The sequence below is a fragment of the Dyella flava genome (assembly GCF_016904955.1).
In the GTDB taxonomy this organism is placed as follows: Bacteria; Pseudomonadota; Gammaproteobacteria; order Xanthomonadales; family Rhodanobacteraceae; genus Dyella_B; species Dyella_B flava.
On the sequence record NZ_JADIKE010000021.1, the window covers coordinates 1 to 13,792 of the forward strand.

The window sequence follows — 13,792 nt, forward strand, 5'->3', positions numbered from 1 at the left end:
GACACGCCCTCCCCAGCGTAAGGTGGATTAACGCAGGTACGTATGAGGGCGGCCATGTTGGCCCGCTGCGTCAGAACAGTGCGCCGTTTTCGGCACGTTGCGTGACAACAACGTGCCGCTTTTTTGGCGAATCACAAAACCCATCAGCGCACCATAAACTCAACGCCGCCACCCGAATCGCGTAGGTTGGGTTAGCGTAGCCCAACAAATGGCCATCGAAGTGCTCCGAAATAACGGGCCAGAGCACTTCCCCACGCAAAAAAGTGTTCTGACCCTTATTGCTCTTGTTCGATGGCTACGGGTGCCGCTTCGGGTTCCACGCTTTGTGCACGAACTCAATACGGTTTCCATCGAAGTCGGCGACGTTAGCTGCGTAGTAGCCTCGGGCAAAGTAGGTACGATCTGCTGGTTTACCTTCGTCGGTGCCACCGGCTTTGATGGCAGCCGCGTAGGCGGCGTCGACCAATTCGTTGGTATCGCAGACGATTCCGATGTAGAGCCCGGTCTCGCCGGGCTTGCGTTGCCGTAGCCAGACGCTTGATCCGACCGCCTTCCCGCTGAGATACGCATCATCAGCAATGCCGTAAAGATCCGGGACGCTGTCGGGACCTGAAGCAGCGTCGTAGTTGCCGAACAGGCTCCAGCCGAGCGGCTTCAGGGCTTCAGAATAGAACGCCAGCGACTTGTCGATGTCAGTGACGGAGATGTAGACATGGTCGATCATTTTTTTACCTTTTCTTGCTGCTTCAAAGCCAATGCGGAAAAGGTCCGCTTCGGGTCAGAGTGAGCTACCCCGATTTTTTGGACTACCCCTGATTTAACGGACGCCTAAAAGCGAGGACAATCCTCGCACGGAGGTGTTCGATGGAAAAGCGTCAGAGGTTTAGCGCAGAGTTCAAGCGCGAAGCGATTCGCATGATGCAGACCAGCGGTAAGCCCGTCGTCGTCGTGGCGCGCGAACTGGGCATTCCGCACAACCGCCTGCACAAGTGAGAGCTGGATACAAGGACAAAGGGCGACCAGGCGTTTCGTGGTGGCGGACGCCCAAAGACCAGCCAGGACGAGCTGGCCGCACTCAAGCGCGAGTTGGCGCGCGTGAAGGAAGAGAACGAGATTCTAAAAAAAAGCGGCGGCGTACTTTGCGCGAGAGCTGCCGTGAAGTACGCCTGGATCGCAGGCGAGCGTAGTCATGGTGTGCGCACTATGTGCCGCGCACTGCAGGTCTCGCCGAGTGGCTATCACGCTTGGCGAGATCGGCAACCAAGCGCCAGAGCGGTTGAGAATCAGCGCCTGGTTCAGCAGATCCAGCAGGTGCATCAAGAAACCCATGAAGCCTACGGCATGGATCGCATGTGGCAGGCATTGCTCCAGCGAGGCGAGACCTGTGGTCGCCACCGCGTGGCCCGGTTGCGCCAGGCTCACGCCATTCATAGCCGTCGGCGTCGTCGCTACCTGCGCCGGCGCGGTAACTATCGACTGACTGAATCCGCAACCTGATCAAGACGTCGGAGCTTATATTCACCTTATGTGACTTCAAGAAAATTCCATCTATGCATGTAACCAGCCTGAGAAAACACACCGAGCACGTGCCCGAACTGGCGAAGATTTACGTCGAGACGTGGGGTTATATAAACCCAGAAGAAACACTGGCTGAGACCACGGAGCGTCTAGCCGAGATCTATGCATCTCCAACGGATGTCATGCCTGAAACGCTTATTGCGGTGGAGTCGGGCTTGCTGCTCGGAGCCGCGACGCTACAGGAAAAGACTCGCCTTTTTCCGGATATCAGCTGGACGCCATGGCTTGCCGGCGTTTACGTCAAGCCCGAGCACCGATCTCGCGGTATCGCCTCATTACTCATTCGTGCAATTGAAAGTGCCGCCTCGGTTGCGGGTTACGAAACACTGCACCTTTGTACGCATGAGCACGAGGCGTATTACCAAAGGCTAGGCTACGAGACCATTGAAGCCAGGGATTTCCGTGGGGAGAAGACATTCATCATGGGCAAGTCTCTAAGGTAGGCAGGGTTCGCTTCCAGTTGCGAAAGCGAGGTCCTCGCCAGCGGCCAATCATCCGGTCCATGTAGGTCCAGATGCCCCCTGGCTACGCCCCGTGAGGGGGCCATTCGCGCGGCAGGCCAGATCCCCCATTGACGTCCGAACTATTGTTAATTCACAATAGTTGTATGAATGCAACTATCCACGCCCCCAAGCGCCCCACGGCTCACCCGAACCTCATCCTCGGTATCTGCTGCCTCAGCCTGCTGATGGTCTCGATGGATGCCACCATCGTGAACGTCGCGCTGCCTTCGATCCGCGACGATCTGCACGCTTCGATCTCGGGTCTGCAGTGGGTCATTGATGCCTACACCATGGTGGTGGCCAGCCTGTTGATGCTGGCGGGGTCGATGGCGGACCGCTTTGGGCGTCGCCGTGTGTTTCAGACGGGCATGGTGCTGTTCCTGCTGGGCTCGCTGCTGTGTAGCGTGGCCCCGAACATCAACGGCCTGGTCGCGTTTCGCATTCTGCAGGCGTTGGGCGCGACGATGCTCAATCCGGTCGCCATGTCGATCATCGTCAACACGTTTCACGATCCGAAGGCGCGTGCGCGTGCCATCGGCATCTGGGGAGCGGTCGCGGGGGTATCGATGGCGCTGGGTCCGGTGATCGGGGGCGCGCTGACCGACAGCGTCGGCTGGCGCTCCATCTTCTGGGTCAACCTGCCGGTCGGCATCCTGGGGATGCTGCTGGCTGCGCGCTACATTCCGGAATCCAAGGCAGCGCATGCGCGGCGCGTGGATCCGATCGGCCAATTGTTGGTGATCATCATCCTGGCGACCGTGACGTATGCGGTGATCGAAGGTCCGCATGCGGGGTGGGGCTCGACCACGATCGCCGGCCTGTTCGGTGCCGCCGTGCTGGCACTCATCGCATTGCTTGTCTATGAACCGCGCCGCCACGAACCGCTGATCGATGTGCGGTTCTTCCGCAGCGCGCCGTTCAGTAGCGCAACGGTGATTGCGGTGTGCAGTTTCTCGGCGTTCTCCGGCTTTCTGTTCCTCAATGCACTTTATTTGCAGGAAGTGCGTGGTTTATCGGCTTTCCACACCGGCTTGTGCACCTTGCCGCTGGCGCTGGCGACGATTCTTTGCTCGCCGTTCTCCGGGCGACTGGTCGGCAGCTACGGTACGCGGCCTTCGTTGCTGGCCTCCGGCACGGCGATGCTTATCAGCGCGTTGATGATGACGCAGCTGACCGCCACGACGCTGCTGGTGTGGTTGCTGTTGTCGTACGTGCTGTTTGGCATCGGCTTCGGCATGGTGAACGCGCCGATTACGAATACGGCGGTGTCCGGCATGCCCAAGGCGCAAGCCGGTGTCGCGGCGGCGGTGGCTTCCACGAGTCGACAGATCGGCGCGTCGCTTGGCGTTGCGCTTGCCGGCACCATCGTGGGTACACATATCCATGAGGGATTCGCGCAGGCTTCGCATCCATTCTGGTGGCTGGTGGTCGGCGGCGGTCTCACCGTGGTGGCGTTGGCATGGTTGTCCAACACGCGCTGGGCACGCGATACCACCAGCGATATGGCGCACCTGCTGGAAGAAGTGCCTGCTGGAGCACCGGCGTGACCAAGCATGCCTACAGCGGCGGTGAAGCCGACATCATCTGGCAGATGATGGTCGGCCTGGTGTGGGAACACCGTGGCGAATGGCGTCGCAAAGTCAGCGAAGCCAGCGGCCTGCCGATCAGCCGAGTGCGGATACTGCGCCGCCTGCTCGATGCGCCGATGACCTTGAAGCAGCTGGCCGAAATGACCGGCAGCGACGCACCGGCGACTACGGTCGCGGTGAATGACCTGGAAGATCTCGGGCTGGTCGAACGTAATCCTCATCCGGAGAGCCGGCGCACGAAAATCGTGTCGCTCACGCCGGCGGGCCGGCAACGCGTGGAGTTGGTGCAATGTGCCGTGCGCGACGAAGCACCGCCCGCCATCCAGCATCTTTCCAGGACCGACCTTGCGCACCTTCGCCGCATTCTGGAGCGGATCATTTAGCCACGAGCGTCGGGGATGGGTTCGTGGTTATGGCCGGTGTCTTTCAACCACGTGTGATGAGAACTGCACGATGACGACACAACTTGGTGGAGCGACCTGGGACCTGTCGCGAAACAACGACGACACTTTCGATCGTTCACTGGATATGGATTTTTGGCGTGTCTTGCAATTGGCCAAGGGGGTCGAGCATGACGAGGCGCGTGTGCGCGAGTGGTACTCGACGGTGAAGATTCATGAGCTGGATGGCAAGACCGCGCAGGAGTTGGTGCAGATGGGCGAAGCGGATCTTGTGATCGGTTTCTTGCGCTCGATCAGGCGCGGCAATCGCGACTGAATTCTGAGGGGCAATGGAGTAGGGCGCAGGTTTTCAGCGGCGCTAGATGGCGCGACAAGGGGCCGGTAATTAAGTGCGTCTTATTACCTCAGGCTCCGCCCCTTCTGTGTGCCTTAAAAATATCTCTGTTTTGCGCTGTCGATCCCGACACCCGCCGTTCGTCGCAAGGATAGGGTCCACACCTCAAGCCCTTGGGGGCGAAGGTGGCATCCGGGTATCCGCCAATGTCGAATTGGAGAGCGGCTTATGCGCGTGTCTAAAAACTTCTTGAAGGCGGTGGTCGCGCTGTGCGCAGCGCTGCTCATGGTTTTGCCTGCCAGCGCGAAGGTTCAGGATGCGTCGTCGCCGCACGACGAGCTCGCGGCCTGGGCCGGGCACTGGAAGATACGCATCGCAACCAGGGAAACGCAGTTTGGCCACGCCAAGACACAGGACTTCGACGCGAAATGTGCTTTCCTGCCCCACGGCAGCTTTATGGCTTGCGAGTATTTGAGCGTGCAGCCGGATCCCGATGCAGGACACGTTATCAACGACGTGGCCATCCTCTATTACAGCGACGTCGGCAAGACCTTCAAGTACACCAACGTGGCGCCGGAAGGCGGGCCACGCGAAGACCTCATGCATGTCGATGGAAAGGTGTGGACCCGCCCCTATGAAATTCCAGCCGACAACGGCGGAGTCATCGATGCCCGCGAAATCTATACGTTCGCCTCCCCCGACAAGCAGTTGGCGCGGCTGGAGGTATCGACCGACAAGGGGGCGCATTGGACCGTGGTGAACGAGGCTGTGGGCACGAAAGAGCCCTAGGCGGAACCCGAGTTTGACGACTATGAGCGGGAGGCCTTGCTCCGTCCCGGAATCCTGACCATCCGTCCCATCAGCCGTGCCATGGTTTGGAATCGTCATCCCAAGACATAAACCTCCAAGATCGACCTGCGAAGGGGCGCTACACTGTTAGGCCGGACCGTGAGCCCGGGCAGGTCGTCGTCATGAAGCAACTTCACTTCAAGAGCATGGTTTACCAGGCGAGCGGCAAGGAACCGACGCTCGAGGTCAAATCGCCTTTCGATGGAGCAGTGGTCGGCACGGCCAGCGCCTCGGGTGCAGAGGACGTCGAGCGCGCGCTCGCGACCGCCTATCGCTTGTTCAAGGATCGCCGTGGCTGGCTGCCCGCTGCGGATCGTGAGGCCATCTTGCGGCGGACCGCGCAGAACATGATCGACATGACCGAAGACCTGGCCATGCTGATCGCGCAGGAGGGAGGCAAACCGCTGGTCGACGCGCGCGTGGAAACCATACGGGCCATCGATGGCATCGTGTCATGCGCGGAAGCCATCCGTGGCAACGGCGGGCAAGTCATTCCGATGAATATCAATGCGAGTTCGGCCCATCGGATCGCCTTCACGCAACGGGAGCCGATCGGGGTGGTGGTGGCGGTCAGTGCCTTCAACCATCCGCTCAACTTGATCGTTCACCAGGTTGGCCCCGCCGTCGCCGCCGGATGCCCCTTCATTGTCAAACCGGCGCGCGATACGGCGCTGAGCTGCCTGACGCTGGTCGATATGCTGCGCGAGGCGGGGCTTCCCGAAGCCTGGGGGCAAGCCATCGTGCTGGACAGCAACGAACTTGCATCGCGCCTCGTCACGGACGCGCGCGTTGGATTCTTCAGCTTCATTGGCAGCGCCGCCGTCGGCTGGAAGCTGCGCTCGCAGCTCGCCCCGGGGGCGCGCTGTGCGCTTGAGCACGGCGGTGCGGCGCCGGCGATCGTGGCTGCCGATGCGGACCTCGATAAAGCCATACCCAAACTGATCAAGGGCGGCTTTTATCACGCAGGCCAGGTCTGCGTGTCCGTGCAGCGCGTTTATGCCCATCAATCCATTGCCCGAGACGTAGCTGATCGCCTCGCGCGCGCCGCAGAGGCGCTCGTCGTCGGCGACCCTACCAAGGCCGAAACCCAGGTGGGCCCGCTGATTCGCCCGAAAGAAGTGGAGCGCGTAAACACCTGGGTGCAGAACGCGGTGGCGGCAGGTGCGAAACTCCTCACTGGTGGCAAGCGAGTGGGGGAGACGTGCTATGCGCCGACGATACTGTTTGCGCCCCCGGCTGATTGCGAGGTCAGTCAGAAGGAGGTTTTTGGTCCGGTCGTCTGCGTGTATCCGTATGACGATATCGAGCAGGCATTCCAGGCGGCCAATGCGCTACCGGTCGCCTTCCAGGCGGCGGTGTTCACGCGGGACTTCGATACGGCGATACGTGCCTACCATGGCCTGGATGCATCGGCGGTCATGGTCAACGACCACACCGCCTTCCGTGTCGATTGGATGCCGTTTGCCGGCTTACGTGAGTCGGGTATGGGTGTCGGTGGGATTCCCTACACGTTCCATGACATGCAGATTGAAAAGATGTTTGTTGGCGTGAGTCCATAAACGAGCGCGCTGGTGTTCTTGAAAGCCACCCGCCTACCAGCTTGAGGTGGGTGTGGCCATTTGCTGGTGGGATGCGAAAAATTTCCTCAGCATTTAGCTCTCTGCAGTTGTCCGACGTTCTGACGACTGGGTGATTGATAGCTGATCTCACATAGCTTGATCGGTCCAGGCGGCGACGTTCGCGGGCCTGCGATAAACGGCCTGGCTGTTCGGGCGCCAAGTACGTGGTCGAGCTAAGTGTCTGTCGGATGAAAGAGCACCTTGCTTCTTCGCTACGCGGCTTTCGCTCCAAGTTTCATTTCAACCATAGGTAGAGCGCGATAGGGGCCGGTGCCCGGCGTGGAAGCCGGGCACGACGGCGTGCACAGCCACCCCTTGCATATCTATCTAGTAGTAGATAGTATTCACCCCATGGAAACGCTCCCTGTCCGCGATCAACTGCTCCAGCACGCCCAGACGCTGCTGATGACTCGAGGCTACAACGGCTTCAGTTATCGCGATCTGGCCGCGCTGGTGGACGTCAAGACGTCGAGCATCCACTACTACTTTCCAGCCAAGGACGACCTGGTGTTGGAAGCGGTTCGCTTGTACAGCAGCAAGACGCTGAGCGCGATGCGGCATATCGATGCGTCATTGCCGCCCGAAACCAAGCTGAAACGTTATGCCGACCAGTTCGGTGCGTTGATGGGCGATGGAGATCGTATTTGTCTATGCGGCATGCTGGCCGCGGACATCACATCGTTGCCAGACAACGTGCGTCACGCTGTGCAGGCGTTTTTTGAAGCCAGTGAAGCGTGGTTGGCCAAGGTGTTGGCGGAAGGCATGAAGCAAGGCACGCTTCATGTAAGCGGAAACATAGAGTGTGCGGCGCGATCATTGTTCGCCGCATTTCAAGGAAGTGTATTGGCAAGCCGTCTGTTTCAATCCAAGGCACGCTTGCGCGATGTTGTGAACGCACTCAAGTCTAAGTAAACCGTTTTGCTGTTCGAGCTATCGGGCCCTATGGGCTCTTTTTTTCAAATCCTTATCTATCTAGTGATAGATAGATTCAACGAAACCTGCCCCCCCCCCCAGGAGAGATAACCATGAACACCCTCAATACCTTCAAGAAAGTGCTGCTTTCCAGCCTTATCGCCACCGCATCAGCCAGTGCTTTTGCGGCAGACACCGTACCCGCAAATCAGCCCGATCACGTGGTGTCCGGTTTTCTGCATGCGCTCAATAGCAGCAGTGGCCCGGCGCTCAATACGCTGCCACCCGCACAAGCGCGGCAGGTGTTGGTTGATGCGCAGAAGAGCGTGAAAGTGGATCTTTCCGGTATCGACGTCAGCACCAAGACGATCACTCAGAATGGCATCACTGTGCCGTTGACCATCGTGCGTCCGAGTGGCGCTACGGGTACGTTGCCGGTGTTCATGTTCTTCCACGGCGGTGGCTGGATCCTGGGCGATTTCCAGACGCACGAGCGCCTGGTGCGCGACTTGGTCGTGCGGTCCGGCGCCGTTGCGGTATTCGTGAATTACACGCCGTCGCCGGAGGCGCATTACGGTATCGCGATCAATCAATCGTATGCCGCGACCCAATGGGTGGCCGAACATGGCAGCGAGATCGGTGTGGACGGCCATCGCCTGGCCGTGGTCGGCAACAGTGTCGGCGGCAATATGGCAACGGTGATCAGCTTGATGGCCAAGGACAAACACGGTCCGGCCATTCGTTTCCAGGGCCTGCTGTGGCCGGTGACTGATCATAATTTTCAGGACGGTTCGTATAACCAGTTCAAACAAGGCTACTTCCTGACACGTCCGCTGATGGAATGGTTCTGGAATGCCTACACAACCAGCGAAAGCGAGCGCAATGAAAGGTACGCATCGCCCCTGCGTGCCTCAATGCAGGAGTTGAAAGGCCTGCCGCCGGCGCTGATCCAGGTAGCGCAGTTTGATGTACTGCGCGATGAGGGCGAAGCTTATGGTCGCAAGCTCGACCTGGCCGGTGATCAAGTCACGGTGACGCGTTACAACGGCACCATTCACGACTTCGGTTTGCTCAATGCTCTGGCGAACGACCCGGTGACGCAGACTGCGCTGGACCAGATGGGCAATGAAATCAAGGCGCGCCTGAAATAATCACAGCCACTACAAGAGGCGGCTCTGCCGCCTCTTGTGTATGTTCGAAGATACATCCACGGCCAGCACCCGGCCGCTCAATTACTTTCGACCCGATGAAGAATCCGAAGATCCTCAACCGAGTCGTAAAACATGCCGGTCTTCGATATCTGCGATGGCACCAATGTGTTTTTCATGGGTTGGCCAAAGCGGCCAAACTGTGGTCTCAAGAACAAGATGGGAGTCCGCGCATAATCTGTCCTCGCGTTCCCACATGGTTTGTCCGTGCCGAGCGAAGGCTCAAATTGCGTATTTGATGTGTCTGGCTAATTCAATGCCGCTGCCCTGCGTCATCTTGACCACGCCGAGAACTTCAAGGGACTCGCAATGTAACGCCTACTCATTGACTGATCTTCGCCATCTCAAGCGCCCCCATCCCTGCGCGATCGATCTGCGTCCACAGTGCTAGATAGCCGTCCTCGACGGGTACTATACGTGGATGTGTCGCGTAGATACCAGGCACCGTCAGCCGCTGCGGCGAGGTCCAGTGTCGACCGCCATCGGCAGTCGTCTCTGCAAAAATCTGTGAAGCTCCGTCGACCGACTCGTCCCAGACCACAGCCAGGCGACCATCGTTGTGTGAGGCCATATCGCCATGACGTGCAGCGCTGCTACCCACCGGTTGCGGTGAAGTCCAGTGCCCGCCGCGGTCCGTCGAAACCGAGTGGTACAGTCCGACGCTCCCCTCTTTGCCTGTCCAAGTTAGGGCATGCAGCGTTTGGGGACCATCAGCGACGAGCGCGCCTCCGACGTGGGGGCAAACATTCACAGCCCAGTGGAAGGGAGCCACCGCTGACAGTTTCTGCCAATGCGCGCCAGCGTCGCTGGACCGCGCGATGGTCATGTCACGCGGGCCACCGTCACGGAACAACACATATTCGGTCGATCCCGGGCCCACAAGCAGGCGGTTCCAGCAGCAGTCGCAGGTATGGTTGGCGATGGTGAGATTGGCTTGCCAATGTTGACCGTCGTCATCGGACTGCGCATATCGCAACCCTTGGCCAGTGTTGCCGCGGCTGTCGAGCCAAACCATTTGGAAGCGTCCGGCGGACGCGGTGATCGCGATGAAGCCGTGGTCTTTGGTGGAGCCATCATCCGCCGGATTCGGCCCCGGCCGCCAGCTGCGCCCCCCGTCGTCGGAAATGGCCGTGGCGATGGGCCCGCCATCACCCCAGCCCGTACCTTCAGTAGTCCACGCTGCAATCAGATGTCGACCATCTGCGGCGATCTGCGCATCGCCCCCACGATGCAGTCCGTACGGCGCCTTGGAATCCGTGTCCACGCGCACCGGCGTCGACCATTGCTTCCCGCCATCGGACGAAACTTGATACCAAAGCTTGGCGGCGTTGTCTCCCGGTTCGCGACGTCCCGTGAGCAGGTGCAATAGCTTGCCCTCTGCGTAGATGTCGAGGCTCTGGATTTCTCGCCGTGACGCAGGCTTTTCCATGCCGCCCATTTTCATGCCCTGCATGGAGTCGTCACCCTGCGTGTTCCCGGCCAAGGAAACGGAGGCCGTCAATAGCAAAGCCCAAAGCAGCGTCAGCAAGCCCACCATTCTCGTGTTCATTGAATGACGTCCTCAATTGAAGTTGATGCGTACGCCACTGAGAATTTCGCGCGGTGTGCCGAGTATCGGAGCGCCGCCAAAGTTATTGGCGATGTAGTATCGATTCAGCAGGTTCTGGATCTGCACGTAGACTTGTAGGCGGTGTGTCAACGGATACGCAGCTGAAGCATCAACGATAAAGTGGGCGTTCTGTATCAGATTGTCCGCCGGGTGCGCATCGCCATAACTGGCAGAAACCCAGCGCAGATCGAGCGAAGTCCGCCAGCCAGCCGGAGCTGCGTAGCTCAAGCTGTCACTCACATTGTGCCGTGGGACGCCTTCCAGGCGCGCGCCGACGGCAGTCGGATCGACGGGGTCCGAGGTGTAACGGGAGTCCGCGTAGGTGTAGGCAAACACCGTGGAGAAACCGGAGCCGAGATCCCAGTTCACTTCTGTCTCGATGCCCCGTGCGTGCGCTGAGGCGGCATTGATGTTCCGCGTACATGTCAGGTACGTGTAGGTCTGCGCGTCATACCCGCAGGTGACGCCCAGGATGGCTGGACTCGCGGAGGCAGGTAGATTCTCCGTCGTGATCAGGTTATTGATGTAGGTGTCATAAAGCGTGACTTGGCTACGCACACCCGGCTGTTCGAAATCGAAGCCAATCTCGCCGCCACGCAGCGTCTCCGGTTTGAGAAAGGGGTTGCCCTCATAAATCCCAGCCGTCGTATCGGCATACGTTCGATAGAGTTCGTCGAGCGTGGGTGCGCGGAACGATCGGTAATAAGCTCCACGCAGCGCGAACTCATCGGTGAGGCGGTAACGCAGGTTGATTCGCGGATCGAGGCTGTATCTGTGAGATGACGGAATCACGCCATTAGCGGTCTGCTCCGGCGGGAATGTATCGATACCGTCGTAATTCTCGTAGTACTGGTAGCGAACGCTGCCGACGATTTCCAGTGGCTCGAACGGTCGCAGTTCTGCCTGAGCGAAGCCGCCGAGGAACTCTTGCTTGCCGCCTGCGATGATCGTTGGGGCAGCAAGTTGCCCTGAAGGCAGATAGTAATTGGCGTAATCCGTGCCCGAGATGAAGTGTGCATCTACACCAAACGTGACGTTGCGGAGCATGTTGGTCAGATCCTGCGACCACACGAGCGAGGCACCTGTGTCGTTGACGGGTGTCGTGTGTACGTTGGAATTGTATTCAGTGGTAAAGCTCAGGAGATGCGGATTATTCGTGTCGAAGTTGCTGTCATCGTGGAATGCCGTCGCAGTCAGCGTTGCACCCGCATCAAACGTCTTCGTCACCCCACTCGAAACCGTGAGTATGTGCTGGGCATCGTCGCCGATGGGTGTCGAAAGCACCTGGTTGTTGTCGTGGTAGTTGATGACGAGGAAACCGTTGAGATCGCCGCTTGGAGCAAAGTCGCCGCGTACGCTGAAGTTACGAGCATCAAAAGATGTAGGAACATAGAGGGGCGAGCGCAACGTCGTTGTTCCGTAGGTATACCAGGAGGGTGGAGTCGTCTGGTAGCCGCTGGTGCCGGAGAAGGCGGCATTGAAGCTGAGCTTGAGCCAGTTCGTCGGCACATAGGCCCCATATGCGCTGGTTCGATAAGTTCCGAAACTGCCGCCTGCTGCGTCGATGATGGCTTCGTTGTTTTCCGGAGCACGCGTAATGATGTTGATCACGCCACCCATCGCGCCATTTCCCCAAAGCGGGGAACCGCCACCGCGGACCACCTCGACGTGGTCAATATTATCGAGAGGTATGCGGTTCCACTGTATGTAGCCGAAGAACGGGTCATTGATGGGAACGCCGTCCACCAGGACCAGAAAACGGGTCTCGGTCGTGGGCAAGCCGCGCATTCCCTCATTGTAGGCAGTGGGGTGTCCCACGTCGGGTCCGATCATCGTCAGGTTCATGCCCGGTACCATCCGCAACACGTCGTCCAGGCCTTGGGCCGGTGTGTTCTGGATCTGATCGGCAGTCACAATGCTGACGCTTGCGGCAACCTGCTGAATCGGTTCGGGACGGCGATCGGCGGTCACCACCACCGCTGAAAGCTGCTTGGCGTTCTGGCTGTCCGAAGCTGGCGTTTGTGCAGGATTGGTTTTGACCTGCGGCGTCGGCGAAGTTGTAGTCGAAGTCGAAGCGGAAGACCCTGCAGTCTGTGCATGCGCAGGAAACCAGACGAAAGCGAAACCTAGCATCACGCCGCACGAGCCACGGGTCGTGCATGCAAGATAGGTTTTTTTGCGAGAAAGCGAATGGGTCATGATCGATCGTCCATATCAATGGCGAGCAGGTTCGTTGTTGGCTGCGCGATGTTGCGCACATGCTCACGTTCCCAACGAATTCCTGCCGGTTGATCCACTAAGCCCCTGAAACGGCGGCGCACGCCCATACGACAGAGCAGCACTGCCGCAGGTCGCAACGTGGCGGAATGTTTCAAGGGAAGATGGCCTGCAGGTAAAGACAAACACCCGCAGCGATCGAGCCGCGAGCTGTTCGCTTCAAGGACTAGCCGATGTGTGGCGGCCCGCGCGGATGAGCGCTTAAAACCTGTGCGTCAGGGCTGTCGTGGAGCAAGCCAGCATCTGGCACGAATGCAGGAAGATACGTCGGCGCCAATGCAGCGCCAACATCGAACGTGGCGATCGGAGTGTGTGCAAGCAAGCTGCAATAGCCACACGCAACGGTCGGATCGTAAGGATCACCAGGAGTGCCGTGGCGGTGACCATGATCGGTATGCGACAGGCCCATCCGGCAGTCGGCACCCATATTGGCCGAGCTGGATAGGGAGCGGGACACCGCCGGCATCACGACGATAAGTAACATGGCAGCAATAGCCAGCCACGCTACAAACCGACGATGTGCTGCGCGCTTAAACACGCCAACTTCCCCAATCCTGCGAAGCCTGGAGCAGGCTCACTACATCATGGCACAAGCACGTGGGAGCTTCACGCGACAAAGCGACTCATTGGTTATGAAAAGTGTTTTCTCTAGGTTCTCTCGCAGGTCTGCTTCGGGTCCAGGCTGTGTGAAAACACCCCGTAAAACGAACCGTCTATTCTGATCTTGCCCCAGGCGGAGTGTCTCATGAAGCGATTCGTGGAAGGACTGGACCGATCACAGAGCCCGCTTTTCCCCGAGCGGCTGGAAGACTATATCAACGAGGACAATCCCGTTCGAGTCATCGACGTCTTTGTCGAAGAACTGGACCTTGGCACGCTGGGGTTCGAAAGCGTCGAGCCCGCTAGCACTGGC

15 protein-coding genes and 1 pseudogene are annotated in these 13,792 nt (G+C 59.1%); 11 read left to right on the forward strand and 5 right to left on the reverse strand.

All coding sequences use genetic code 11. From position 1 onward, the window contains the following. Positions 1 to 295: 295 nt before the first annotated feature. Positions 296 to 724 carry a VOC family protein gene (locus ISP19_RS01595; protein WP_204678952.1) on the reverse strand — a complete coding sequence of 143 codons (429 nt, stop codon included), beginning with the start codon at positions 722 to 724 and terminating at the stop codon, positions 296 to 298. A gap of 140 nt (positions 725 to 864) precedes the next feature. Between ISP19_RS01595 and ISP19_RS01600 the strand changes: the two genes are divergently transcribed. The 10 genes from ISP19_RS01600 to ISP19_RS01645 all read left to right on the forward strand — a co-directional run bounded on the left by ISP19_RS01600 (position 865) and on the right by ISP19_RS01645 (position 8,936). Further along, a complete protein-coding gene (locus ISP19_RS01600) occupies positions 865 to 993 on the forward strand; it encodes a transposase (protein WP_204678960.1) in 129 nt (42 codons plus the stop codon). 102 nt (positions 994 to 1,095) lie between these two features. Further along, on the forward strand, positions 1,096 to 1,497 hold the full coding sequence (locus tag ISP19_RS21380; protein ID WP_204678962.1) for an IS3 family transposase: 402 nt from the start codon (positions 1,096 to 1,098) through the stop codon (positions 1,495 to 1,497). A gap of 53 nt (positions 1,498 to 1,550) precedes the next feature. Beyond that, positions 1,551 to 2,021 carry a GNAT family N-acetyltransferase gene (locus ISP19_RS01610; RefSeq protein WP_204678964.1) on the forward strand — a complete coding sequence of 157 codons (471 nt, stop codon included), beginning with the start codon at positions 1,551 to 1,553 and terminating at the stop codon, positions 2,019 to 2,021. A gap of 164 nt (positions 2,022 to 2,185) precedes the next feature. Then, positions 2,186 to 3,628, forward strand: a complete 1,443-nt coding sequence (locus tag ISP19_RS01615) for an MFS transporter (RefSeq protein ID WP_204678966.1) — start codon at positions 2,186 to 2,188, stop codon at positions 3,626 to 3,628. Beyond that, on the forward strand, positions 3,625 to 4,053 hold the full coding sequence (locus ISP19_RS21200; RefSeq protein WP_204678968.1) for a MarR family winged helix-turn-helix transcriptional regulator: 429 nt from the start codon (positions 3,625 to 3,627) through the stop codon (positions 4,051 to 4,053). Before ISP19_RS01615 ends, ISP19_RS21200 begins: the two co-directional genes overlap by 4 nt. A gap of 70 nt (positions 4,054 to 4,123) precedes the next feature. Next, positions 4,124 to 4,387, forward strand: coding sequence for a hypothetical protein (locus ISP19_RS01625; RefSeq protein ID WP_204678970.1), 264 nt, complete (start codon positions 4,124 to 4,126; stop codon positions 4,385 to 4,387). Between the two features lie 246 nt (positions 4,388 to 4,633). After that, positions 4,634 to 5,194 carry a hypothetical protein gene (locus tag ISP19_RS01630; RefSeq protein ID WP_204678972.1) on the forward strand — a complete coding sequence of 187 codons (561 nt, stop codon included), beginning with the start codon at positions 4,634 to 4,636 and terminating at the stop codon, positions 5,192 to 5,194. A gap of 182 nt (positions 5,195 to 5,376) precedes the next feature. Next, a complete protein-coding gene (locus ISP19_RS01635) occupies positions 5,377 to 6,813 on the forward strand; it encodes an aldehyde dehydrogenase family protein (protein ID WP_204678974.1) in 1,437 nt (478 codons plus the stop codon). 339 nt (positions 6,814 to 7,152) lie between these two features. After that, on the forward strand, positions 7,153 to 7,785 hold the full coding sequence (locus tag ISP19_RS01640) for a TetR/AcrR family transcriptional regulator (protein WP_204678976.1): 633 nt from the start codon (positions 7,153 to 7,155) through the stop codon (positions 7,783 to 7,785). 113 nt (positions 7,786 to 7,898) lie between these two features. Continuing rightward, positions 7,899 to 8,936, forward strand: a complete 1,038-nt coding sequence (locus ISP19_RS01645; RefSeq protein WP_204678977.1) for an alpha/beta hydrolase — start codon at positions 7,899 to 7,901, stop codon at positions 8,934 to 8,936. 379 nt (positions 8,937 to 9,315) lie between these two features. Here ISP19_RS01645 and ISP19_RS01650 read toward each other — a convergent pair whose 3' ends face one another. The 4 genes from ISP19_RS01650 to ISP19_RS21555 form a co-directional block, all read right to left on the reverse strand. Further along, on the reverse strand, positions 9,316 to 10,542 hold the full coding sequence (locus ISP19_RS01650) for a sialidase family protein (protein ID WP_204678979.1): 1,227 nt from the start codon (positions 10,540 to 10,542) through the stop codon (positions 9,316 to 9,318). Between the two features lie 12 nt (positions 10,543 to 10,554). Further along, on the reverse strand, positions 10,555 to 12,801 hold the full coding sequence (locus ISP19_RS01655; RefSeq protein ID WP_204678981.1) for a TonB-dependent receptor plug domain-containing protein: 2,247 nt from the start codon (positions 12,799 to 12,801) through the stop codon (positions 10,555 to 10,557). Further along, positions 12,798 to 12,977 (reverse strand): hypothetical protein, encoded by a 180-nt coding sequence (locus ISP19_RS01660; RefSeq protein WP_204678983.1) that lies wholly within the window; start codon positions 12,975 to 12,977, stop codon positions 12,798 to 12,800. The genes ISP19_RS01655 and ISP19_RS01660 overlap by 4 nt, the downstream gene beginning before the upstream one ends. 68 nt (positions 12,978 to 13,045) lie before the next feature. Then, positions 13,046 to 13,417 carry a DUF2946 domain-containing protein gene (locus ISP19_RS21555; protein ID WP_379946209.1) on the reverse strand — a complete coding sequence of 124 codons (372 nt, stop codon included), beginning with the start codon at positions 13,415 to 13,417 and terminating at the stop codon, positions 13,046 to 13,048. Between the two features lie 207 nt (positions 13,418 to 13,624). Between ISP19_RS21555 and ISP19_RS21205 the strand changes: the two are divergent. After that, positions 13,625 to 13,792 (forward strand): annotated as a pseudogene (locus ISP19_RS21205) (IS5/IS1182 family transposase); the annotation flags it as partial.